This window comes from Vibrio sp. 1580 (assembly GCF_033340055.1).
In genome coordinates, this window is sequence record NZ_JAWOVT010000013.1 from 41,833 (window position 1) to 66,258 (window position 24,426).

Consider the following 24,426-nt stretch of genomic DNA (forward strand, 5'->3'; position numbering starts at 1 on the left):
AGTTAGGAAGCTAAGCTCTCTACATAACAGTACACGGATTTTAATATCGCAATCTTCTTTTCGTCACTTTCATGTTCGTGAACTAAGTTTTCTAAATTCAGCATGTACTCTTCAATTTGGCTTTCAAACACTTCTCGACAGTGTAGTGCCCAGCGTCTTTGTTCTTGCTCGTCTAATGTGCCTGGGAAGTTACGCGCACGATAGCGGAACAATAGAGGTTTAATGCGCTTGTCATCAAATTCAATGTCTAATGCAGCAAGATTATTCGGGTCGGTTTCTCGAATGATATCCATAGCTGCGCGATCAGCCGGAGAAAAGAACCCGTCGTAAAGCTGTGTATCGACGTCATCACTTTTATCGAATTTACGCTCGACTGAAAAGAGGCTAATCAGCTTTTCTCTAATTTCAGGATGTTGGCGCAACAAAGCGAGATTAGCGAGACATTGCTGGCGATCAATGCCAATAGACTCCGCATTTTCAGCCGTTAACGTTTTTGCAGGGGCGAGAATAGGGCATTTGTTCAAATGAACTAGTTTAACTGGCACTGGTAGCAATTCACCAAGATCTTCGCGCTTAGTGTAGAGTCTTTCGTGCAGCTCTTCTGCGGATAGCTCAAGAATAGGTTGAGGGTCTTTCGCTAAATCGATGGTGATAACGGCGTTATTATTGGTTGGATGCCAAGCAACAGGCACAATCCAGCTAGTGTACTGGCATTCGCGCCCTAGCATGCCTGAAACGTGCATCAACGGTGTCATGTTGACGATGTCGACTAAATCATTGAGCTTGCGCTTTTGGCGCATAGAAAAAAAGTAATCAAACAATTTTGGTTGCGCTGCTTTTACTTTCTTTGCCATTTCGATAGTCGCAATCACATCTGCCATGGCATCGTGCGCGTTACTATGTTCTATGCCGTTAGCCACAGACAAGTGTTCTAATTTAAAGCTAGTGAAGCCATCTTCGTTTTCTGGCCATTCTACGCCTTCTGGGCGAAGGGCATGGCACGCGCGTAGTACATCGAGTAAATCCCAACGCGAGTTACCGTTTTGCCAACTCCATGCGTATGGATCGATAAAGTTGCGATAACAAGTATAACGGGTCACTTCGTCATCAAAGCGAATGCTGTTGTAGCCTAAACTGGTGGTATTTGGTCTCGCGAGTTCAGCGTGAATCTTAGCGATAAACTCTGGCTCAGAAAGGCCTTCTTGAACCGTTTTTTGCGGAGTAATACCAGTAATAAGCGCAGCTTCAGGAGACGGAAGATAATCAGCTGGTGGTTGACAGTACATGACTAAAGGCTCGCCGATGATATTAAAGTTTTCATCTGTACGAACACCAGCAAACTGGCTTGGGCGATCTTTCGCGGGGTTGGTTCCCCATGTCTCATAATCAAAGAAGAAAAAAGTGGGCTGATTATCTTGGTGCATTCTGCTTACCGTTTACAAAACCGATGACAGTATTAGACCATTCAACGCCTTGACTAGCAACGAAAGATGCAAGTTGAATTTTTGAAAATGAAAAAAGCCGATGGCGAACCATCGGCTTGATATTTTACGTTTATCGCTTTGGAAGGAATTTGAGTTCTATGCTCGTGTTTCTTCCAATGTTGCTTCACTTTCTGGTGACTTCAGCACTCGGCTAGCAATTGTACCCGCAGTCATTGAGCCTGAAACGTTTAGTGCGGTACGTGCCATGTCAATCAATGGTTCAATAGAGATAAGTAGCGCCGCGATGGTCACAGGTAAGCCCATTGCAGGAAGAACAATCAAGGCTGCAAACGTTGCACCGCCGCCAACACCTGCAATACCAAATGAACTGATGGTGATAATCGCAATCAATGACAGGATAAAGTGTAGATCAAGTGGGTTGATACCCATTGTTGGAGCTACCATCACTGCAAGCATTGCAGGATAGATACCCGCACAGCCGTTTTGGCCGATAGTGGCACCAAACGATGCTGATAGGTTTGCAATCGCTGGTGGTACGTTAAGCTTCGTGATTTGCGCTTCTACGTTTAGTGGAATTGTTGCTGCTGAGCTACGAGATGTAAACGCGAAGGTCAGTACAGGCCAGATTTTCTTAAAGTATTCCGCAGGGCTAACGCCGACAAAAGAGACTAATACGCCGTGAACAACAAACATCAGTGCGATAGCAACATAAGACGCCACAATAAAGCCAAGTAGGTTTAGGATGTCGCCTGCGCTTGATGTCGCTACCACTTTTGCCATCAGTGCTGCGATGCCGTATGGCGTTAGGGCCATGATCATCTTCACTAATCGCATAACGATAGATTGAGCAGCTTCTACGAAAGTACGAATCGGTGATTCCAACTCTGCTTTTTCCATCATCACTTTACGAGCGGCGATACCAGTTAACACGCCGAAAATCACTACAGCGATAATCGATGTCGAGCGAGCACCTGTTAGATCAGCAAATGGGTTGGTTGGAATGAAACTAACTAGCATTTGAGGAATAGTTAGGTCACTTACTGTACCGGCACGGCTTTCTAGAACGGCGATACGAGCGGTTTCACGCGCACCTTCAGTTAACCCTTCTGCTGAAAGGCCAAATGTTGTTGTCACCAAGATACCGATAAGTGCAGCAATTGCAGTCGTTACTAGAAGAACAGAGATGGTCAGGCCAGAAATTTTACCTAAAGATCCACCTTTCTCCAATTTAACAACTGCAGAGATCATCGATACCAATACTAGTGGCATGATGACCATTTTCAGTAGACCAACGTAGCCACTGCCTACAATGCCTACCCATTCAAGTGTTTGAGCAATTGCGCTGTTGCCTTCACCGTGAATGAGTTGCAAAGCAAGACCAAAAAGAGAACCGGTAACAAGACCGATCAAAACGAGACGTGAAAGAGTATGTTTCTTTTGTTGCTGACTAAATAGAAAGAACAATATGCCAACAAAGACGGCTAGAGAGGCTATCACTGCAAAATTCATAATTTGACCTTATCAACCAACCGAAGTGGCGGTTGTTTTTTATACGGGGTTTTATACGGATGTATTTATGGAGCGTAAGATAACGCTCGTGATATAACTTTAAAAATGACAAACGGGTATTAGCTAGATCTAAAATGAATATAAAAACGAGATCTAAGTCGCGTGAGAGCGTGAATTAGCACGTTAATTGTACAAAATGGTTATTCGTAGTGATGCAGTAAGTCACGCATTTCTTTCCTTTGTAAGTAAACCACCGAGTCTTCTTGATAACTGAAAAGTTGATAAATCATCGCTTTGGCGACATCTTCTGCTCGAATCGGTAAAAAGTTGGACAGTTTGCCAAGCATGAATGGGCGAATTACCTTAAACAGAGTTTGTACTAACTTCTCGTCCATTCTTGGGCTTTGACGTTGACCAACAAGCGGGCCTGGGCGAACAAATACGATTTCCTCAAAATCCATAGCTTCGATTCGTTGTTCCATTTGTCCTTTACAAGCTAAGTAATGGGATGGCGATTTACTATTTGCACCGAGGCTAGAAACAACCGCAAGGCGTTTAACTCCGATTGTTTTCATCTGCTGGGCGACTTTACACACCAGATCAACATCTACTCTACGCAAATTATCCTTACTGCCTGCTTGCTTAAGGGTCGTGCCTAAACAGATAAAGCCGATGGTTGGTGTTGGTTGGTTCTCATCCCATTGGTGGATAGAAAGGTCTGCATCAATGAGAGGAATAAGCTTGTTTTCCACATCTAGGACGCCATCGAGTGGGCGGCGAGAAAGATAATATAGGGTTCCAACACCTGATTGATTTATGAGGTTTGCAATGACTTTTGAGCCTACTAAGCCAGTTGCACCGGCGATGATTGCGCAGGTGTTGTTATCCATATCTTTTCTCCTATATGGGAACATAGTCTAAGCTATTGTAGCGGATTTCAACGAGTTACTTATAATCTCGTGCAAGAAAGGTGAGACGCTCTGCGAACTCGGCAGACTATCCTGAGATAAACTTGATTAGCGCTGCCCCAATTGGATGCAAGTGTATACAATAGTGGGCGCGCAAAAACTGTCGCTGAACAAGACCTCTTGAACAACAGAACACCTCTCACCCAGACAACATCAAAGGAACGTAAAAAATGGATGACTCTTTTGCTGCGGAGATACAAGCACGCATAGATAACAAAACCAAACCCGTCGGTTCTTTAGGCTTATTGGAAAAGGTGGCACTGCAGTTAGCTCTTATTCAAAGTCAGAATAAACCTCAGCCAGTTGATTCCATCGCTATCTGCAAACCAAGCATGCTGGTATTTGCTGGAGATCACGGCGTTGCAGAGGAGGGCGTGAGCATTGCGCCAAGCGAAGTCACTCAGCAAATGGTGGCTAACTTTCTCGCTGGCGGCGCAGCCATCAACTGTTTTTGCGACATTAATGGCATTCAACTCAAAGTAATAGATTGCGGCATGTTGGCTCCTATTGATGTGCTGGTTCCAGAATTTAAATCCCATCCCAACTTGGTTGAACAACGGTTGGGTAACGGTACGGCTAATTTTTCTAAACAATCAGCGATGTCCCCAGAACAAGTGGCGTTAGGTTTAGAATATGGTGCGAAGATTGCTGAGCATACCATTTTGCATGGTTCAAACCTCTTAATGTTCGGCGAGATGGGCATCGGTAATACCAGTTCGGCCTCAGCACTGTTATCGGCGCTGAGCTCATTAGATATTGATTATTGTGTTGGCGTTGGCACCGGAATCAATCAACAGCAGTTGAGCCGCAAATATAAACTGGTAGCACAGGGGGTAAACCGATGTCGAGGTCTTGATACCAAAGCGATTCTCGCACAGGTTGGGGGCTTTGAAATCGTACAAATGGTGGGCGCTTTTTTAGAAGCCAAGCGGCTTAAAACTCCAGTTTTAGTGGATGGGTTTATCGTATCGGTAGCGGCTTATATTGCGACGTTGTTAGACGAAGAAACGCGTGAATACATGTTGTTTGCCCATCGCTCTGAAGAAAATGGACATAAATTTGTATTGGAACATCTTAAAGCCGAACCTCTGCTCGACCTTGGTTTACGGCTAGGGGAGGGAACAGGAGCCGCTCTTGCCTTACTCTTGTTAAAAGCTGCCGCCCAGTTTTACAACAAAATGGCGAGCTTTGAGAGTGCAGGAGTTACAGTTTAGTGTCAGTCCCTGATAATTCTGAGAAAGTCACGTCGTCATCGTTAAGATACCAGTGGGAGTTATTTCTATTAGCTACCAGTTTTTTTAGCCGCTTACCCGTGCCCCAAGCGTTGCCTTACAGTGAAGAACGCATGAATCAGGCAGGCCGTTACTTTGCGTTAGTTGGTCTCGTGCTTGGAGCACTTTGCGCTTTGGTATTCTCGCTCACCTCAATTTTTTTTCCAGAGTCGGTTGCCATAGTATTAACGATGGTGTTTAGCTTATTGTTAACTGGGGCTTTTCACGAAGACGGCTTGACCGATATGGCGGATGGCATTGGCGGTGGCATGACCGTAGAGCGACGCCTCTCTATTATGAAAGACAGTCGTATTGGCACTTATGGTGCCGCCACTCTCATTATGGCGTTATTGGCTAAGTATGTTTTTTGGAGTGAACTGGCTAACTTGCCGCACTTTTGGTTGGTCATTGTCGTCGCTTACACCGCAAGCCGAGCACTAGCAGCGACGCTTATTTATGACATGCCTTATGTCAGTGACAGTGATACGTCGAAAAGTAAACCGCTAGCAAGTCGCCAGTCTTCTCTAGAAGTCTCCATTTTGTTGTTTACTGGTGGCGTAACATTGCTTGTGCTTGGTTTCGCGGATGCGATCTTGATATCGCTTGTTCTCGTGGTATTTCGTTTGATGTTCAAACGTTGGTTAACCAAGAGAATTGGCGGCTTTACGGGGGATTGCCTTGGCGCAGCGCAACAGTTGTCGGAACTGCTTATTTATCTCACTATGATTGGGTTGTATCACTCCTCATGAAGCAATTGATACTCGGTGGCGCGCGCTCTGGGAAGTCGCATTTGGCAGAAAAAACAGCTAAGCACTTATCGGTCGCTTCTCATCGATCATTACACTATGTTGCAACCGCGCTGCCATTTGACCAAGAAATGCGAGAGCGAATAGCGCATCATCAAAAGCAACGCGGGGGCGAGTGGCAAGAGCATGAATGCCCCCTTCATTTATCTGAGTTACTGACAAATTTCGCTACCACCGATGTTGTATTGGTCGACTGTTTAACCTTGTGGCTCAACAATTGGATATTTGAGTTAGGTGATGAATGTTCCAATGAGAAGCTAGAAGCAGAAATTGAAAAGCTTATAAAGATGGTACGTGGCTCAGATGCGACGTTAATATTCGTCTCTAACGAGGTTGGAATGGGCATTGTGCCTTTGGGGGCGGTTAGTCGTTATTTTGTGGATAATGCAGGACGGATGAATCAAAAACTAGCCAGTGTTTGCCATCGCGTTACCTTTGTTGCTGCTGGTTTGCCGTTGGTTCTTAAAGAGTAGGATGGAACAAAATGAAAACACTCAATATCTATCTTGTGCGTCATGGAAAAGTAGACGCTCCACCAGGACTCCATGGCCAAACAGATGTAAAAGTTACGCCTGCTGATCAAGAGAGTATTGCTCGGGCTTGGGCCGAGAGTGGACGAGGTGTGGGTGGAATAATTTCTTCTCCGCTTTCACGCTGTCAAGAACTGGCAAACATCATTGCTGAACAGCAATTATTACCAGTAATGACGGATGAGTCTTTACAAGAGATGGCATTTGGTGATTTTGATGGTATGCCTTTTGATATGCTCACTGAGCAGTGGAAAAAGCTAGATGCTTTTTGGCAATCGCCAGCACAACATACGTTGCCGAATGCTGAGAGCTTAAGCACATTTTCTGAGCGCATATGTCGCGTTTGGTCTCAAATCATCAACGATATCAATGACAATCTACTTATCGTCACGCATGGTGGCGTCATTCGTATGATTCTTGCTCATGTATTGGAGTTAGATTGGCGTAACCCAAAGTGGTATTCGACGTTGTCGATAGGAAACGCTTCTGTCACGCATGTAACAATTACCATAGATGAGCAAATTTACGCCTCGGTGCGTTCGATTGGCGTACCTCTTTTAACTCGTTAATTTATAAATATTAAAATGCCCAGAACGATATTGCTTACGGGCATAGTCACGGAAGATGTCAGTGGAAGCCCATCTGCTAGGTGCAGGAAGCGAAAATTGACTCAGTTACATAAAAAGGAAATATAGAAATGACAACGCCGAGTTGGGATTTGTCCATCGTTTATAACGACCTTTCTGACCCACGAATTCAAGACGATATTGCTCTTGTGGAACAATGTATTGATCTTTTGAATAAACAATCAGCAGATTGTGGCAACGTAGAGATCATGCAAAATGCGATTTTAACCAATGAAGCCGCGAGTCGTTTAGCGGGTACAGTTGCAAATTTTGCGAGTTGTTATGCTTCTGTTGATGCAACAAACGCCGAAGCGAAATCGTTACTTGGTAAAATGACCCGCATCTTTTCGGAGCTTTCCCAAGCGTTCAGTCCCTTTGATTTGACATTAACTCATGCCGACGAAGAGTTTATCTTGCGCGTGTTAGACCATGAGAATCCTGATATCAGTGGGCAAGCTTTTTCTATCTTGAATTCTAGAAAGTTGGCGGATACTCGTCTTAGCAACGCAGAAGAACAGTTACTGGCTGCGATGAGTGTGGATGGCAAATCGGCTTGGGGTAACCTATACGATAACCTGACTGGCTCATTGAAAGTGAAGCTTAAGTATGTAGATGGTAAGAGTGAAGAGCTTGGGTTTTCTCAAGCGGCAAGCATTCTTTATGGTTCTGAATTCGAGCGTCAAGAAGCCGCGTGGCGAGGCGTACAAGATGCAATGCAAACGCATCAAGAATCATTCGCTGCGATTTTGAATGCGTTAGCAGGATGGCGCTTAACTGAAAACAAAAAGCGTTCTACGAAGCGTGAAGTTCACTTCCTAGAGCCGAGTTTGCATGGTAGCCGAATCCAAGCTGAAACTTTAAATGCGATGATGACCGTAGCCAAAGACAGTCGAGCTATTGGTCAGAAAGCAGGTTTATTGATGGCGCAAGTACATGGTCTGGATGAGATGAAACTTTGGAATCATCTGGCGGCTATGCCTGCTTTGAGCGGTGAAGCGAAGGTTTACGATTTTGATGAAGCGATTGATGTTATTTGTGAAGCATTTGAAACAGTAAACCCTGAGATGTCGGAGTTTGTCCGTTTGATGGTACAAAATGGTTGGATTGATGCCGCGCCAAATGCTAACAAGCGTCTTGGCGCATACTGCACCAAACTGCCAGCAACGCGAACACCACTTGTGTTTATGACTTGGAGTGGCAGCCGTTCAGACCTTATGACTCTGGCACATGAACTTGGCCATGCGTTCCATAACTGGGTTATTCGTGATTTGCCACTTTGCCAAACTTACTACCCAATGACGTTAGCAGAAACCGCCTCTATCTTTGCAGAAAACATCGTTCGTGATCATTTGATTTCGAAAGCTGAGAGCGTTGATGAAAAGCTCGAGATGTTGTGGGAAGAGTTGTCATCTGCGCTAGCTTTAATGATCAACATTCCGGTTCGCTACGAGTTTGAAAAATCGTTTTATGAACGCCGCCAGGATGGAGAGTTAACCGCAGATGAATTCTGTGAGTTGATGTCAGAAACTTGGAAAGAATGGTATGGCGACGTAATGAGCGAACCGGATCCGTACTTCTGGGCAAGCAAGCTGCACTTTTCTATTGATAGCGTGAGCTTTTATAACTACCCATACCTATTTGGTTTCTTGTTTAGCAAGGGTATCTATGCACAGCGAGAAACCAAAGGCGAAGCGTTTTACACCGATTACATCAATTTGCTGCGCGATACAGGCTGCATGATGGCGGAAGATGTCGTCGAAAAGCATCTGTCGATGGATTTAACCCAGCCAACGTTTTGGCAGCAGAGTGTTGAGCTAGTGCGTGAAAAAGTCGATGAGTTTGAGCGTTTGCTCGCACAGCGCGGCTAAGTTTTTCGCAGTGTTGATGCATAATCTGCTTTATAGCTACAAAAATTTGATCAAATCATAATGATCTTAATCAGGGCTGTGGTAAAGTTCACAGCCCTAACACTTTGTAATTGTTTGAAAATTAAACGCCTCAATGCTTGATTTGAGTGCCTGGCGCGAAAAGGCATCGGATTTTCGAGGGAAATAGTGATTTCTACTCATAAGTGAGATCGCAGCAACAAAAATCCTTTGTACAATTTATTAACATATCCGCCGTGCTATTAAGGAGTAACGCATGACGAAGTATCTCTTTCGCCAATCGTTTTTAACTGACACGTTAGATGTTCATATTGATGTTGCACCAGCGGAGCAGGTGCTTTCTAACGGTGTAAAACTTAAACTCTATCAGCGTGGTGTATTAGAAGTAATCCCTGCGAATTATACTCAGGATACGAAGAACATCATCATCTCTTGTGGGGTTCACGGAGATGAAACCGCACCGATGGAGCTGGTGGATTCCATTATTCAAGACATAGAATCTGGGTTCCAGACGGTCGATACCCGTTGTCTGTTCATTATCGCTCACCCAGAGTCCACTCTGGCGCACACGCGATTCCTTGAAGAAAACCTCAACCGTTTGTTTGACGAAAAAGAACACAAACAGACAAAAGAGCTTGTTATCGCCGATACGCTTAAGCTACTTGTTCGAGATTTTTATCAGGATACCGACCCGACAACACGCTGGCACCTTGATTTACACTGCGCGATTAGAGGCTCGAAGCACTATACGTTTGCAGTAAGTCCTAAGACTCGTCATCCTGTGCGCAGCAAAGCATTGATCGATTTCTTGGACAGTGCACACATTGAAGCAGTGCTCCTGTCAAACTCACCATCGAGCACGTTTAGCTGGTACAGTGCCGAGAACTTTGGTGCGCAGGCTCTCACAATGGAGCTTGGCCGTGTGGCTCGTATCGGTGAAAATGACCTCGATAAACTGACCGCGTTTGATTTGTCTTTACGTAATTTGATTGCGGAAACGAAGCCAGAACACCTACCAAAACCATGCATTAAGTATCGCGTAAGTCGCACAATCGTTCGTTTGAACGAAGACTTTGACTTTATGTTCGACGACAATGTTGAAAACTTCACCTCATTTGTTCACGGCGAAGTGTTTGGTCATGATGGCGACAAACCATTAATGGCGAAGAATGAAAACGAAGCGATTGTCTTCCCGAACCGCCACGTCGCAATAGGTCAACGTGCAGCTCTGATGGTTTGTGAAGTGAAAACCCGTTTTGAAGAGGGTGAGTTGGTTTACGATTAATCCAACATTGCTTTGAGAAGTTAATTGCAATTTACCGAGGCTTAACTGTAAGGTTAAGCCTCGTTTGTTTTTATCGGCCGCTATGGATTTTCAACAACTTATCCTGAACAAGGAACGACGCTGGCAACGTAACCTGATGGTTATGTCGATCGTGCTCGCTGTACTCTCTGCCATTCACTTGATGGTCGGAGAAATTTTCCTTTCTCCTTTTCAATCCTTATCTGCATTTGAACAGAAGTTATTGGTGGACTTGCGTTTACCGAGGTTAGTGTCTGCGGCAATTATTGGTGCTGCGTTAGCGGTATCTGGCGCGACGTTACAAGTGTTGCTTGGGAACGTGTTGGCTGAACCCGGCGTACTCGGTATATCTGGTGGTGCAAGCTTAGCAATGGTCTTAATCATGTTCGCGTCACCTGTTCTTCCTACCCCGATTGTTTTTATGTTGGCAGCGATTGCAGGCTCGATGGTATTCACGTTTGTTTTGGTGGCGATAGCAAGGGCAATGCACCTGACGACGGCTCGATTGCTTTTGGTTGGGGTCGCATTGGGTATTTTATCGAGCGCGATTGTGACCTGGGCATTTTACTTTAGTGATGATCTCAGTTTACGCCAACTGATGTATTGGTTAATGGGCAGTATTGGCGGTGCAAGTTGGTATCAACATACCGTTACTTTGGTGATGTTACCGGTGCTTACCTGGTTATGTTGTAAAGGCAAGTCGCTTGATAAATTGATGCTGGGTGAGATTCATGCGACCCAATTGGGTGTCGATGTGCATCAAATGCGTTGGAAATTGATCCTCGCCATTTCTGTTTTGGTGGGTAGTTCAGTCGCTTTGGGTGGCATCATCAGTTTTGTTGGTTTGGTGGTGCCGCACTTGTTGCGTTTGGCTTTTGGTACGGAAAACCGTTATTTATTGCCACTTTCTGCAATATCTGGTGCTGCGTTGCTTGTATTTGCTGACATCGGCGCAAGACTGTTATTGGACTCCGCAGAGTTACCTTTAGGTGTCATGACAACATCGATTGGCGCACCTATTTTCATCTGGATGCTGGTGAAGAGTCATGATGCACGTTAAACATATGTCGGTTGGTAGTCGATTATTGCCTCTTTCTTTTGAATGCAAAGCTGGCGAAATCGTACATATCGTTGGGCCTAATGGTTCCGGTAAGAGTACTTTATTGGCTGCGATTTCTGGTACGTTAAGTCACCGAGACGGTATGAGTGGTGAAGTGTACGTTGGCAACAAAAACTTGCTTACTTTACCGTTGTCAGAGCAAGCTCATGTTCGAGGTTATTTGTGTCAGCAATCGCGCCCAGCGTTTAATGTTGATGTGTTTCAGTATCTAGCACTATCTCTGCCTAGTGGCGCTGAGATTGCGGATATCAAAGTGCGTGATGCTGTCAATATGGTGGTGGAGCTGGTACAACTGCAAGATAAGCTTCATCGCAGTATTCAAACATTATCCGGTGGTGAGTGGCAGCGTGTCCGATTAGCAGGTGTATGTTTGCAGGTGTGGCGTACCATTAATCCTTTTTCGCAGTTTTTAATTTTGGATGAGCCAGCAGCACCGTTAGATATTGCGCAAGAGGGTCTGCTCTATCAATTGATTAACGCTATGGCGGCGCAGGGAATTGGAGTATTGGTTGCTAATCACGATCTCAATCGCACATTAAAGCACGCAGATAAAGTATTGCTGCTTAACAACGGTGTGCTGCACTCATCAGGAAGTGCCGATACTGTGCTAACGGAAGAAGCTCTCGGGGAAGTGTTCAATACTCAAGTCAAAAAGGTCATTGTAGATGAGCAACCTTATTTAATCTTTGATTAGTATTTAGGGACAATAAAAAACGACCTACTTGAGGTCGTTTTTTTAATCGAGATAGCCAAACTCAACGCTTATTGAGTTAACGGTTTTAGATCTGCTGGGCGGTAGTAAACAGATTTGAGTACTTTGCCTTTGCGAATGGTTTTACCTTCCGATACGAAATCTTCGGCGCATTTCGCGATGATGTATTCACCTTTCTGCACCGCCATCAACTTGATGCCTTGTTCCGCGTAGAATGCCTCTGTTTCTGAGTACTCTTGCTCGTTACGGCATACTTTGCTCATGTTGCTTGAGTGCACTTCATCCCAGCAAGGAATAAATTCAATACCACGGTTTACTGCAACGTTTAATAGAAGATCGATTAAGTAGCTGATCGCCAGGTTGTCTTCTACTTTGCTGTGGCCAAGATGAACGAGACGGCCCATTAATACATACACGCTGTCTACGATGGCATCTGCTTGCTCAGTTTTACAATCTGCTTCTGCTAGCTCTGTTAGCTCTTCGATCGCCAAAGAGGTGTGTAGTGTGTCTGCTTGCGTATCAAGGCTTGCAGCGTCTGCGACTGGTAAGTCGAACGTACTACGGAACTCGGTGATATCACGGTATAAGTGATCAAAAATCTCTTGGGTTAGCTTTGACAGTTGCATTCTAATTTCCATTGAATCGATTGAAGCGGCAATGATACCAAACCGCACTTTGAACCCCAAGGGCATTGCATCTAACTGGTGATAAATCTGCCTTTGGGGAATAGTGGTGCTTAACGAAATAGGTAAGGGAACAGCTTTTTACGTTCTTCCTCTGAAAGGGCGGAAACACGAGCGATGTTCGTATCGGGAATGGATTCAGGATCAGGATAGTGTTTTAGTACCTTTTCCATACTCTCTTCGCGAATCAAATGGAAGATTGGGTAAGGAGAACGATTGGTCAGGTTTTCGTCGTCTTCAGGCCTTGCGCCACCAAAACAGTAATCAGGATGGAAAGTCGCTACTTGGAAAATACCTTCCCAGTTTTGCTGCTTAATTAATCCTTCAACCCAATCTATGCAAAAGTTGTAGTCCCAGAAATCTTGTAGCATGTTGGGAACCACAACCAACGTGGTCTCAAGTTGTTCGGGCTCTGTGTTACTCAGCTCAATCAGTTGCAATAAAATATCTTCAAGAAGCGTTTCTTCTTGAGTCGCTTCACTAACAAAGATTTTGATTTGTTTATTACGTTGCGGCTTGGCAGCAAACGGACAAAGGTTGAGCCCGATTACCACATCGTTGAGCCATTGGTTGACCTGTTGAGTGATCGCTTCGATATCTGTGTTTTGTGTTGAACGCGTTGACATACGACTTTCTGGTTTTATTAAAGTAGCGCAAGCATAACAGAGTTGGTTATCCAAGTAACCAGAGAGGTATTACGTAAATGAGCGTACCTTAGCTACTCTTTAAACTCGCCGCGTCAGGTGTTTGGTCAGTGTGCTTTCTTTCGGCAATGTGTTTCAAATACGCAATTGCAGCAAACATTGCTAGGTAGACTGCGCTTCCCCCCATAAGAACACTCGACCAACCACCATGTTGCCAACAATAAAGAAGTAAGAATCCTCCCAAACTACCGCCTACATAGTAGTGTACTAAGTAGAGCGCAGTCGCGGTGGCTTTGGCGCGAGTGGCATTCTGACCGACCCAACCGTAGGCGAGGGTATGAGTAAAGAAGGCACCAAAACTTATCAGCAACAACCCAAATAGCATTGCAGTCAAGCTTTCAACCGCCGCAATCCACATCCCCGTCATGCTCACTATCGCGCCTAAGAACATACCTAGGATTGATGAATAACGTTTACTCCAGTGGCCTGCGCAACGAGAGGAGAAAGTTCCTCCCAAGTAACAAATAAAGATCAGTGAGGCCAACCCGACGGGCACATTGTGAGGTTCACTCACCAGACGGAACCCCATTACGGAGTAAAGGTTGACGAACAAAGCAAAGTTGAGTCCTCCTATCAGCATCGCGAACCACACGCGTTGGTTTTTAAAATGACCAATAAGCGCACGATTTTGATGGCGCAAGCTGCTTGATGACGGGGTGAAGTTGCGCTGTGTTGGCAATAAATAGTGAACGCCAATGACACCAAGAAGAGTGAACACCATCATAACTTCAATGGCAACATCAACATTGAAATTGTCCGCCAATAAGCCGCCGCTAATACGTCCTGCAATACCGCCTAATGAGTTAGCCGCAATGTACGTTCCAATTGCCATCGAGAAAGCGTGCTTGTCGAGCTCTTCTGCCATGTAAGCCACGGCGACCGCAGCAAAAGCGGCGAGCGCGACACCGATCAGTGCTCGACATACCACCAAAAACAGAAATGAGTCACCAAATAGCATCAAAGCGGAAAGGGTAGGAATCGAAAACAGACCAGCCATCATGATTGGCTTTCGTCCCACTGATTCTGACAACACAGCCATCGGAACGAGGCTAAAAGAGAGAGCGAGTGTTGAGGCCGCAAATAACCAGTTCACTTGCGTTTCTGAGATCGTGAAAATTTGGGCAAAAGTGGGCAGCATTGGCTGTAGTAGGTATAAATTTGAAAAAACCAAGAAGGAACCAAGCGCTAGCGAGAGCGTAATGCGTTTGTATTCCGGTGTGCCAAAACTGACCATGAATCCTGCCTAATGTGAGCAAATGGAGAGACTGTGATCAATCTATCAGTTCGTTGTAAATTAAAAAAATATATTAAAAATATGGACACCATATATTTTTGATCTAATGGAATCGAAACAACTTAAACATTTTCTGGCGGTCGCTGAACATGGAAACATTACCCATGCGGCGAAAGCCCTGCATATTGCCCAGCCCGCATTAAGCATTTCTATCAAAAAGTTTGAGCAGTCTTTGGGCGTTACCCTATTTCGCCGTGATGATAAAAAAATCAGCTTAACGAAAGAGGGCGAAACGCTACTTATACATGCCAAGCGGGTGATTCAACAGTTGCACGACGCGCAGCTCGCGATTGATGAGTTGAAAGGCTTAGCGAAAGGAGAAGTACGACTCGGAACGCCATCAATGATGGGCAGTTATTTCTTTCCACGAATTGTGATGGCGTTTAAAAGCCAATTCCCGGAGTTAAAATTGACCTTGGTCGAAGCTGGGACTCAATCGATTCGTCGTATGCTGCTCAATGGTCAACTCGATATCGGTGTGATCAGTTGTGATAATGTGCCTGATGACCTAGAAACTGACCATTTGTTTACTAGCCAAATGGTCGCAGTTGTTTCACCTGAGCATGAGTTAGCCCAGCGACACGCTCTTACTTTTGATGAGTTCTTTGAACACGATTTGGTTATGTTTCAGCATGGCTATTTTCACCGCGAATTTTTGGATCAGGTGAGTGAGGAGCATGGGTTTACCATGAAGTCATCATTCGAGACCAACTTACTGCCTTTGATTTTGAGTATTGTGAAACAAGAGTTTGCGATTACCGCGTTACTGGAATTGGTGACCCAACATGAGTCAGGCGTTGTTGGCGTGCCGTTTGAACCACCAGTGACGCTGGATCTGGCACTTGCTTGGCGCAAGCAGGGGTACTTATCAATAGCAGATCGAACGTTTATCGACTTTATCAAGCGCTACGTTTAAACGCAGCGCAGATTCATCGTCCGAGCACTAGTCGCCTTTGTACATCTTCTCGAAGTTCTTTGGGTTCCAGCCAATCATTACCCGATCACCAATTTTTAAAACTGGCACTGAACGAGCACCAAGCGCATCAAGTTCTTTGCGACCGCGTTGCATCTTAGCATTGCACAAACGATAGTTAATATTTTTCGAATCCAGATAACGTTGAGCATCTTTGCAGTGAGGGCATTTGTCTTTGACGTAAAGGACGACACGTTTCATTGAATTTCTCTCCATTATCATTGGGAGGCGAAGTTTAACGGCCTTTCGTCATAAATGAAAGGCGAAAGCTAAGGTGAAACTGTCCTTTATCTCAGGTATATTGAGCGCCTTTATTTTGTCATAACAGACGTTAACTCTATGCATCCGTCACTTCGATACATTCAAGGCTACCCACAAAACATCGTAGAGCAGGTGAGCTCATTGATAACGAGTGGCAAGTTTGTTCCTTGGTTCGAAAAGCGTTATCCCGATAGGCACCAAATCAAAAGCGAAAGGGCGCTCTATGAGTACGCCATGGCAATCAAAAACCGCTACATGAAGAAAGCCGCGCCAATCAGTAAAGTTGTCTACGATAAGAAAATTCATGCGGTAAACAATGCGCTTGGTTTGCACAGTGTTATCAGTAGAAACCATGGCGGTAAGCTGAAGTCGAAAAACGAGATTCGCATTGCCAATGTATTTAAGGATGCGCCCGAGCCACTATTAAGAATGCTGGTGGTACATGAGTTGGCGCATACTCGTGAGAAAAACCACGACAAGGCGTTCTATCAGCTATGTTGCTACATGGAGCCTGAGTATCACCAACTCGAATTTGATGCTCGTTTGTTTATGATTTACCTCGATTTAAAAGCGAATTTGAATGAAGAACAATAATCACAACGCGAAGCAAGCAAAGCCAAAGGCTTCAAAGGCGGCTCAGAATACAGACGCGAATAAAGCCAAGCCGAAGCGTGTTAAAGACAAAGTTGCGCGCAAATCTCCGCAGCCTGCAGGAAAGAGCGAAGTCGAGTTCATAAAAATAGCGAAGAATGGTTTGCATGAGCGTAATGTTCATCGAGGTCGTTACGATTTTAAAAAACTCGTGGAAAGTGAACCACAGTTAAAGCCATTCGTTATCAAAAATCCGAAAGGGGAAGACTCCATAAACTTCTCTGATCCTAACGCTGTTAAAATGCTCAATAAAGCATTGCTTGCTGCGTATTATGGTATCAAGTTCTGGGACATTCCCGACACCTACCTTTGCCCACCGATTCCGGGCCGCGCTGATTACATTCACCGAGTGGCAGAGCTACTTGATGGTGAAGTAAAAGGTCAGTACACGCACCAAAAAGTGAAAGCGTTGGACATTGGCGTGGGAGCAAACTGTATTTATCCGATTGTTGGTGTAACAAAATACGGTTGGCACTATACGGGCAGCGATGTCGATCCAAAATCCATCCAATCGGCTCAAACGATCGTAGAGCACAATCGTGTTTTGACGGGAAAAATTGCACTAATACAGCAACACAATGATGCCAATATTTATCGAGGTATCATTCAACCGAATGATCGTTATGATGTGACGACATGTAATCCGCCATTCCACCGTTCGGCGGAAGATGCCGCTATGGGCAGCCAGCGTAAAATCGATAATCTAAAAGCAAACCAGCGTAAGAAAGGGCTAAAACCTCAAACCGCACAAGTAAAGACAAGTAAGCCTGCGTTGAATTTTGGCGGTCAAAACGCTGAATTGTGGTGTGAAGGCGGAGAAGCGGCGTTTATCCGAAAAATGGCGAATGAAAGCCAAGCTTTTGCCGCACAGGTCTTGTGGTTTACGACACTTATATCCAAAAAAGACAACGTTCGCCCGATGCGCAAGCAGCTTGAAAAATTGGGTGTGAAGGCCATTCGTGTGGTTGAAATGAGTCAAGGGCAGAAAGTGAGCCGCTTTGTAGCTTGGTCATACATGGATAAGCAACAGCGCAAAGCATGGATTGAACTAAAGTAACGTTGACCGTTTCACACTGAACAATAAAGTAGAAAGCCCGCTGATATCAGTGGGCTTCTATTTTGGGAGATCTAAAACTTAATGATGGGCTCACAATCTAGTGAACTGAGAGAGACAAAAGTATCTGTTTTGGCATAGTACAAGCCACAGGTTTCACCTCTTATCTGCAACGTATATTGGTCTGGAAGATCCGTATAGCTGCCATCCAGCAGTTGATTGTTGTTACCTTTTACTCGTCCTTTTTCAATCAACAAATGCGGTGAGGATTCAAATACGTTATTTGCGATTCTAGGTGCTGGTGTCCCTTGGATTTCTGCGATCGCGTTTTGAATCTCTATGACTGTTTCCGGAGAGTTCTTTTTACTCAATGCTTCAACGGGTTCTTGTGACATAGCTTGGCATCCAATCAAAGAAATCGAAGTGCCTAAGAAAAGCGCAACCCGAATCAGCATTCGTAAAAAGTTAGTTGATCTCAACATGAATTGCCTCTGTTCGTAGCGGAGAGCGAAGATCGCTTAACTCCGGAGATGAAATGTTACGCGGCATGGCGTTGAAACTTGAAGGGGATACTGGCGGACAGGTTCCTGTTTCCATGTAGTTTAGCGCCGCAGAAAGCATACCTTCAGACGGATCGCCTAATGGTTTTGTTAGGTCGTCATTGACCCAGCAACCTTCCACTCTATTGTTTAAGCCTAGCTCGGTATTGATTTGGCTCTTTGGAGTAGGAATAAAACCATCAGCGAAGTCGCCAAATTTTTTCTCGTTCGCCGACTTGAACTGAATAGTGTAGTACATAGTGCCGCAGTTTTGTTCTGGTGAGAACCCGTACGGTTTACCTGTGGTTGTTGAGCCTATTTGGATAACCTCGACATCAATGCCGCGCAAAGCGTTGATTAACAGTTCACTTGAGGAAGCCGTGCCTCCTGAAGTCAGCACATATACGCGCTTTTTGTTCAGTGTCGGAAGCACTTGATCCGAATATTTCTGTGCTGCCCAGTCTATTGCTAGATTCGTAAAGCGATAGATGTTATCCCCATCTTTAATGGTACGCATCACTTTGTCATTATGAATCAACTCACTGAAGACTCGGTTCTGACCAGCACCGCTTAGCATGTAGCCTACTTGCGAGGACTGAAGGACTAAACCACCGCCGTTGTAACGTAAATCAACGACGATCTCGTCAACATTCTCTGCTGAGAGCGTACTGAATGCCTCAATAAGCGGGGCTTGAGCGCTTGGTTCAAAGGAGTTGTATTGCAGATAGCCGATCCGCATACCATTGTGTGTAATCACTTTGGCATTTTTAACTGGAGAGGTCATGACATCAGAGGCGGTAAGCGTCACGGTTTTCTCTAGACCGTCAACACTCTCAAATGTGAAGGTGTAATCTTGATTGATGTCAGGGTTAAAGAGCGTTTTGTTGATAAAATCAATGTCGGACTGACTACCGGTGTTAACCACATCAATATTATTGATTTTCAGAAGCTTATCACCACGAGCAATGCCGCTTCTATCAGCTGGCGAGGCTTCTTCAGTGTAGGAAATACGAACGTCTCGAGGTTGTACGCCACGTAGGAATGCCCAGTTAAAACCAAATCCAGCAACTAAACCGGATTGCGATGATTTCATATCATCCTCATAAGGGACGGTAAAATGGAAGCGATCTTTTGGTTTACCCGTCGCGGTAGTAGCAGAGGTGACCAGCGTATTGAAGTAATCAGTAACAGTTTTGTAGTTTGCTGGATTATTATCAGGAACCTCGTCATACCATAGATACGTTTCGTTAGTAAAAGCTCTTAAAAAGAGTTTTTCGTGTAATGCAGAGCCCAATTTATCTGGATAGGCGGCATAGTTGTCATATGGGTCCAGTCCGACGCGGGGCGTTTCACATTGGTTGATAAACGTTTTCGACGATTGGCTAAAATCATGAACTTTCCATGTTGGACCGTTTGCACTGCTAGTGGACGGAGTAGGTGATGAGCTATCACCGCCGCCACCGCCACAGCCTTGTAATAATGCGAGAGTGACTGCCGTTGCTAAAGAATACTTAAATTTCACTTTTCTATGTCCTTATAAATAATAGAATTATAATTATGTGTTTTGCTTTTGTTTTTATTAGCTAGGTGAATGTATTAATTTAATTTGTTCGTCTGCAAATTTATAGTTAAATAGTGTGAGGTAAATAACGTAAAAAAGTTGTCTTTTATCCTTAAGCTAAATTAGTCATTACTTAAGTTTTCTGTCTATTTCAAAAGATCTAACAAGACAATTAATAAGTGTGAAATTAAGACAAGTTCTTAGTTGACTAAGCGATGCTTGCTAAATAAAAATCAGAATTAGATTCAGGAAACGCTTTGAATCAATAGTTTGGTAGGGGTATATGATGTTATCTGGGATTTGTTTGATTTATTTGTCTGATGCTTTAACTTAATTTAGTGAGTTGAGCGACGTGCTTTAATAGGCTTCCGTCAATGTTAGGTAAATCATCAGCGAAAAATATCTGAGCACCGGGAGTGCAGCGCATTAATATATTTGTTAGTTCACCTTCATTGTTGGAAGTGTTAACTGCGTTAAGTTTCGCTAATTTATTACAAAGCTCGTCCTCTATTTGCACTTTCTGCTCTTCGGTGAGCCTAATGCGACCTATACATACGCCTGGGTTGATATCATGAGAAAGCGAATCTTGTTGAAATCGCTCTTTGAATAAGGTGTCTAATGCCGTACCTTCTTCCATAATAAATCGACGGCCAGAACGGTAAAACAAGCCGTCTCCGAAGTTTTCGACATATCCTAGAATTTCCGCGATACGCAAATAGAATCGTAAGCTTGTATCAGAAAGTCCGTAAGTTTGGGCTATCTCTTGCGGTTTAATATCACGAGAAGTCAGCATATAAATAAAATCAAGTAAATAAGGATGCTCAACGAAAAGGGCGCTCTCTTCATCTGTTAGCATTTGCTCGTTTTGGTGCTGAAGCTCGTTGGCTAAGGTTGCGAGTTCGATGAGATCGGTATTCAGGTAGTTCAGATAAATAAGTACTTTATCCAAACCTAAAGCTGGATTATGTAGGTGGCGTTTAATACTAGATAAAGGGATGCCACTTTTTTCTGACAAGGAATTGTAGCAAAGCCCTTCTTCTTTAATCTTTTGTCGTAGCGCTGCGAGTAAAAATTTTGGTCCAACATTCATCCTTGAATATCACCTTATTCGTTATTCCGTTTACAGGCTGATATTTTGCCTTTCAAGCAGCAGGTTTCGAATCGCTGTGCCTGCTTCTAGAATGTGTTTTTTCAGCAGGTACTTGGCGCCTTCGATATCACGATTTTGGCACATTTCAAACAAGCTTAAGTGCTCTTCTTCTGCCTTTTTAATGCCTGTAGTAAACAATAGCTGCATGCGTATGTATCGGTCACACTTTGTGTTCAGGTTGTAAATGACGTCCATAGTTTCAGGCATGTTGGCTGGCGCATATAGGGCTTTGTGGAACTCGTAGTTGTAGTTGCTCCATTCTTCTACTTCGTCGCCACTGTTCACTACTGACTCGAAACGTTCGCGAACTTCGCGCGCGCGTTCAAGGTCAGCGTCTGTCATATTTTGAATCGCGCGCTCTAAAATGTGGCATTCCACGACAGCGCGCAGTTCAAATAGCTCATTGATTTTCTCTGGAGATAGCTCAGTGACCGTCGCACCTTTGTGAGGTTCAAAGCTAACGAGTCCTTGTGCTTCCAATTGAACTAACGCTTCACGCACAGGAATTCGGCTAACATTAAACTCTTTTGCTAACGCATCTTGACGTAAAGGTTGACCAGTTTTTAACTCGCCCTTCAAGATCTGAGTTCGAATTGCTTCCTCAACGAGCTGAGTGCGCGTTTTAAAAACAGGTTTCTGTGACATTGAAGTCTCCCGTGAAATTAATATTGTATCCAATCCATTTTACTTTAGTAGTTTATTGTTTTTCTGGCACAAACCAACTAGGAAAGAAGGTTTTGAGAAGTAGAGTGAAATAAAAGGCATCAGTTGATGCCTTTTTGAGCCATTTGTTGATCTTATTGGGACACACTGCCATCTATGGCGCGTTGGATACCCAGTGGGTTCGACGCTTTTAATGAATCCGGCAATAAAGATTCTGGCAAAGCTTGATAAGCGACCGGACGCAACCAACGATGAATAGCCTCCGCACCGACAGATGTTGAGGCAGAATTGGTTGAAGCCGGATATGGTCCACCATGAACCATAGCGTAACCAACCTCGACGCCAGTTGGCCAACCGTTGAATACAAGGCGTCCGGCGATTTCTTCCAAACTTGGAAGCAGTTGCTTGGCTTGTTCTTCGTCTTCAGCGGTAGCGTGAAGGGTTGCGGTGAGCGATCCAGTCAGTGAATCACTCAGTTTCAACATGTCATCGAAATCTTCACAGATTACGATTAACGATTGAGGACCAAATATTTCTTCCTCCCATTGTGGGTTTTTACGCCAGTTTTTACTGTCCGTCACGAACAGTGCTGGTGAGACATTGGTCGCTTCTGCTTGTTCAGAACGAGTGACGTTAATGCCTGTTTCGGAAGTTCGCTTATCCACTTCGGATTCATATGTTTCTCGGATTCCTTGCGTTAGCAAAGTGGCCGTTGATTGTTGTCGAATTAACCCTTGAGCGGTTTCGATAAAGGCTTGCGTTTCTGGGCAATTCAAGACAAATACAACGCCTGGTTTTGTACAAAATTGTCCACAGCCCAAAGTCATAGAAGCCACAAATTCTTCAGCCAATGATGCGTTTGCCCGTATGGCTGAAGGGAGAATAAATGTTGGGTTAATCGCCCCTAGTTCACCATAGAAGGGGATTGGCTCTGGTCTTTGCTGAGCTAGATTGAACAGCGCACGGCCACCACCGACGGAGCCTGTAAACCCAACCCCTTTAATTTTTGGATGGGTAACGAGTGCTTGGCCAAGTGCGCGTTTGTTGCCTTGCAATAGCGTGAAGATGGCTTGCGGTAAGCACTCTTTCTCAAGTGCAGCCTCAATACACTCGGCAACAAGTTGACTGGTGCCAGGGTGGGCGGTATGGCCTTTTACAATCACAGGACAGCCAGCAGCCAGTGCCGAAGCCGTATCACCACCTGCCGTAGAAAATGCGAGCGGAAAATTAGACGCACCAAACACGGCGACAGGGCCAATTGCGATTTGTTGACGACGAATATCTGGTTTTGGCAGTGGTTGGCGGTCTGGGTTTGGCGTATCGAAGATTGCTTGATAGTGATTACCCGAGCTCACAACCTCGGCAAATAGTCGTAATTGGTTGGCGGTACGTCCTATTTCACCGCTTAAACGTGCTTCGGGAAGGGCAGTTTCTAAATGAGCACGAGCAACGATTTCTTCACTCTTCTTTTCCAATTCAGAGGCGATAGAGCAAAGTAAGCTCGCTCGCTTTGCATTGCTTAGTTGGCGAAACTCACGCGCAACGCTTTGGGCGGCTGAGGCGGCTTGATTAACTTCTTGCTCCCCATGCACCGGAAACTCTGTGGGTAGAGGCTCACCAGTAAAGGCGTTGACTGCGTAAAAAGTGGTTGGTTCTTGTGGGGTCATCATTCTTCCTTACTATCCTTATTACTTCACTTCAAATCCGTACGCATATGGGTCTTCATCGTTTACCCATATCGTGTTGTGACCGTATACTTGTGCCCATCCTTCAATGCTTGGCAAAATAGCGGCTTTGCCATTCACTTCGGTAATGCCTTCTATACGTCCTTGAAATAGGCTGCCGATGATACTTTCGTGAACAAAGTCTTCTCCTTGATTGAGTTTGCCTCTTGCATGCCATTGCGCCATGCGCGCACTTGTTCCCGTACCACATGGCGAGCGATCCAACGCTTTGTCGCCGTAAAACACAGCATTTCGAGCGGTAGCGTTTTCTTGAGTGGGCTCTCCGGTCCATAGCACGTGAGAAACACCGCACACTGTCGGATCTTCTGGATGTACGCACTCAACCGCTCGAGATACCGCTTCGCGAACTTTTGGAGAAAGCATCAAAATTTCATCTGGAGAGTAGTGTTCAAGTCCGGCGTAGTTTTCTTGAGGATCGACGATTACGTAATAGTTTCCGCCATAAGCAACATCGACAGTGAGCTCACCTAAGCCCTCTATGTTCACGGTTACGTCTTGGTGGGCAAGGTAAGCTGGTACGTTAAATATCTTCACCGACGTGACCTTGTCACCTTTTGTTTGGTAGTGCACTTCGATTTGTCCTGCTGGGACATCAAGTATCAAACGACCTTCTTTTTGGGGAGTGATAAGGCGATTTTCGATAGCGGTGGTGACGGTTCCAATGGTGCCGTGGCCACACATTGGTAAGCAGCCACTGGTTTCAATAAACAGAATTGAAGCGTCTGCGTTATCGCTGCAAGGAGGCAAGACAACGGACCCCGACATCATCGAGTGTCCGCGAGGCTCAAACATGAGTGCCTGACGAATCCAATCATAATGCTCAAGAAAGTATTGGCGCTTTTCGCTCATGGTATTGCCTTCGAGTGGAGGCACACCGCCTGCTACCAGCCTAACTGGGTTGCCACAGGTGTGGGCATCAATACAGAAAAAAGTTCCTTGTCTCATTTTTCGCTCCTTGCTGAAAAAATGGTT

At 44.8% G+C, this 24,426-nt stretch carries 24 protein-coding genes; 11 read left to right on the forward strand and 13 right to left on the reverse strand.

What is annotated here, in order from left to right; all coding sequences use genetic code 11:
• Positions 1–2: 2 nt before the first annotated feature.
• The 3 genes from sbcB to R7093_RS18925 all read right to left on the reverse strand — a co-directional run bounded on the left by sbcB (position 3) and on the right by R7093_RS18925 (position 3,844).
• A complete protein-coding gene (sbcB, locus tag R7093_RS18915; RefSeq protein WP_047100708.1) occupies positions 3–1,424 on the reverse strand; it encodes an exodeoxyribonuclease I in 1,422 nt (473 codons plus the stop codon).
• 156 nt (positions 1,425–1,580) lie between these two features.
• Positions 1,581–2,954: an L-cystine transporter gene (locus R7093_RS18920; protein WP_047100707.1), complete on the reverse strand. Its 1,374-nt coding sequence runs from the start codon at positions 2,952–2,954 to the stop codon at positions 1,581–1,583.
• Between the two features lie 200 nt (positions 2,955–3,154).
• Complete coding sequence (locus tag R7093_RS18925; protein ID WP_047100706.1) at positions 3,155–3,844, reverse strand: NAD(P)H-binding protein; 690 nt, start codon at positions 3,842–3,844, stop codon at positions 3,155–3,157.
• 248 nt (positions 3,845–4,092) lie between these two features.
• On the opposite strand from R7093_RS18925, the gene cobT reads away from it, so the two are divergent.
• The 8 genes from cobT to btuD all read left to right on the forward strand — a co-directional run bounded on the left by cobT (position 4,093) and on the right by btuD (position 12,158).
• Positions 4,093–5,136 (forward strand): nicotinate-nucleotide--dimethylbenzimidazole phosphoribosyltransferase, encoded by a 1,044-nt coding sequence (cobT, locus tag R7093_RS18930; RefSeq protein ID WP_047100705.1) that lies wholly within the window; start codon positions 4,093–4,095, stop codon positions 5,134–5,136.
• Entirely contained in the window at positions 5,136–5,942 is an 807-nt protein-coding gene (locus R7093_RS18935; RefSeq protein WP_047100704.1) for an adenosylcobinamide-GDP ribazoletransferase, read from the forward strand. Before cobT ends, R7093_RS18935 begins: the two co-directional genes overlap by 1 nt.
• Entirely contained in the window at positions 5,939–6,472 is a 534-nt protein-coding gene (gene cobU, locus R7093_RS18940) for a bifunctional adenosylcobinamide kinase/adenosylcobinamide-phosphate guanylyltransferase (protein ID WP_047100703.1), read from the forward strand. Before R7093_RS18935 ends, cobU begins: the two co-directional genes overlap by 4 nt.
• 11 nt (positions 6,473–6,483) lie before the next feature.
• Positions 6,484–7,098, forward strand: a complete 615-nt coding sequence (gene cobC, locus R7093_RS18945) for an alpha-ribazole phosphatase (RefSeq protein WP_017820880.1) — start codon at positions 6,484–6,486, stop codon at positions 7,096–7,098.
• A gap of 128 nt (positions 7,099–7,226) precedes the next feature.
• A complete protein-coding gene (locus tag R7093_RS18950) occupies positions 7,227–9,023 on the forward strand; it encodes a M3 family oligoendopeptidase (RefSeq protein ID WP_047100702.1) in 1,797 nt (598 codons plus the stop codon).
• A 274-nt stretch (positions 9,024–9,297) separates the two neighbouring features.
• Positions 9,298–10,326, forward strand: a complete 1,029-nt coding sequence (locus tag R7093_RS18955; RefSeq protein WP_047100701.1) for a succinylglutamate desuccinylase — start codon at positions 9,298–9,300, stop codon at positions 10,324–10,326.
• A gap of 82 nt (positions 10,327–10,408) precedes the next feature.
• On the forward strand, positions 10,409–11,404 hold the full coding sequence (btuC, locus tag R7093_RS18960; RefSeq protein ID WP_053306934.1) for a vitamin B12 ABC transporter permease BtuC: 996 nt from the start codon (positions 10,409–10,411) through the stop codon (positions 11,402–11,404).
• Positions 11,391–12,158 carry a vitamin B12 ABC transporter ATP-binding protein BtuD gene (gene btuD / locus R7093_RS18965; RefSeq protein ID WP_017820884.1) on the forward strand — a complete coding sequence of 256 codons (768 nt, stop codon included), beginning with the start codon at positions 11,391–11,393 and terminating at the stop codon, positions 12,156–12,158. Before btuC ends, btuD begins: the two co-directional genes overlap by 14 nt.
• 68 nt (positions 12,159–12,226) lie before the next feature.
• On the opposite strand, the gene R7093_RS18970 is transcribed toward btuD, so the two are convergent.
• The 3 genes from R7093_RS18970 to R7093_RS18980 all read right to left on the reverse strand — a co-directional run bounded on the left by R7093_RS18970 (position 12,227) and on the right by R7093_RS18980 (position 14,797).
• Positions 12,227–12,802, reverse strand: coding sequence for a nucleoside triphosphate pyrophosphohydrolase family protein (locus tag R7093_RS18970; RefSeq protein WP_005377875.1), 576 nt, complete (start codon positions 12,800–12,802; stop codon positions 12,227–12,229).
• 110 nt (positions 12,803–12,912) lie between these two features.
• Complete coding sequence (locus R7093_RS18975) at positions 12,913–13,485, reverse strand: DUF1415 domain-containing protein (RefSeq protein WP_206969989.1); 573 nt, start codon at positions 13,483–13,485, stop codon at positions 12,913–12,915.
• Between the two features lie 88 nt (positions 13,486–13,573).
• The gene (locus tag R7093_RS18980) at positions 13,574–14,797 is read right to left on the reverse strand and encodes an MFS transporter (RefSeq protein ID WP_213911011.1); all 1,224 of its coding nucleotides are present in this window, start codon (positions 14,795–14,797) and stop codon (positions 13,574–13,576) included.
• Positions 14,798–14,903: 106 nt separating this feature from the next.
• On the opposite strand from R7093_RS18980, the gene R7093_RS18985 reads away from it, so the two are divergent.
• The gene (locus R7093_RS18985) at positions 14,904–15,773 is read left to right on the forward strand and encodes a LysR family transcriptional regulator (protein WP_182016179.1); all 870 of its coding nucleotides are present in this window, start codon (positions 14,904–14,906) and stop codon (positions 15,771–15,773) included.
• 27 nt (positions 15,774–15,800) lie between these two features.
• Here R7093_RS18985 and R7093_RS18990 read toward each other — a convergent pair whose 3' ends face one another.
• Positions 15,801–16,031: a glutaredoxin family protein gene (locus R7093_RS18990; protein ID WP_005377871.1), complete on the reverse strand. Its 231-nt coding sequence runs from the start codon at positions 16,029–16,031 to the stop codon at positions 15,801–15,803.
• Positions 16,032–16,169: 138 nt separating this feature from the next.
• Here R7093_RS18990 and R7093_RS18995 point away from each other — a divergent pair, with 138 nt between their 5' ends.
• Together R7093_RS18995 and rlmF are read left to right on the forward strand one after the other, a co-directional pair.
• Positions 16,170–16,685 (forward strand): M48 family metallopeptidase, encoded by a 516-nt coding sequence (locus R7093_RS18995; protein ID WP_138939949.1) that lies wholly within the window; start codon positions 16,170–16,172, stop codon positions 16,683–16,685.
• Positions 16,672–17,799, forward strand: a complete 1,128-nt coding sequence (gene rlmF / locus R7093_RS19000) for a 23S rRNA (adenine(1618)-N(6))-methyltransferase RlmF (RefSeq protein ID WP_206969993.1) — start codon at positions 16,672–16,674, stop codon at positions 17,797–17,799. Before R7093_RS18995 ends, rlmF begins: the two co-directional genes overlap by 14 nt.
• Before the next feature lie 71 nt (positions 17,800–17,870).
• On the opposite strand, the gene R7093_RS19005 is transcribed toward rlmF, so the two are convergent.
• The 6 genes from R7093_RS19005 to R7093_RS19030 all read right to left on the reverse strand — a co-directional run bounded on the left by R7093_RS19005 (position 17,871) and on the right by R7093_RS19030 (position 24,399).
• On the reverse strand, positions 17,871–18,191 hold the full coding sequence (locus R7093_RS19005; protein WP_005397755.1) for a hypothetical protein: 321 nt from the start codon (positions 18,189–18,191) through the stop codon (positions 17,871–17,873).
• Between the two features lie 70 nt (positions 18,192–18,261).
• On the reverse strand, positions 18,262–19,857 hold the full coding sequence (locus tag R7093_RS19010) for a S41 family peptidase (protein WP_053303156.1): 1,596 nt from the start codon (positions 19,855–19,857) through the stop codon (positions 18,262–18,264).
• 364 nt (positions 19,858–20,221) lie between these two features.
• On the reverse strand, positions 20,222–20,986 hold the full coding sequence (locus R7093_RS19015) for a hypothetical protein (protein WP_005377865.1): 765 nt from the start codon (positions 20,984–20,986) through the stop codon (positions 20,222–20,224).
• 30 nt (positions 20,987–21,016) lie between these two features.
• A complete protein-coding gene (locus R7093_RS19020; RefSeq protein WP_139060186.1) occupies positions 21,017–21,691 on the reverse strand; it encodes a GntR family transcriptional regulator in 675 nt (224 codons plus the stop codon).
• Between the two features lie 152 nt (positions 21,692–21,843).
• Positions 21,844–23,376, reverse strand: a complete 1,533-nt coding sequence (locus R7093_RS19025) for an aldehyde dehydrogenase (NADP(+)) (protein WP_238952348.1) — start codon at positions 23,374–23,376, stop codon at positions 21,844–21,846.
• 21 nt (positions 23,377–23,397) lie between these two features.
• Positions 23,398–24,399, reverse strand: coding sequence for a 4-hydroxyproline epimerase (locus tag R7093_RS19030; RefSeq protein WP_318056180.1), 1,002 nt, complete (start codon positions 24,397–24,399; stop codon positions 23,398–23,400).
• Between the last annotated feature and the right edge of the window lie 27 nt (positions 24,400–24,426).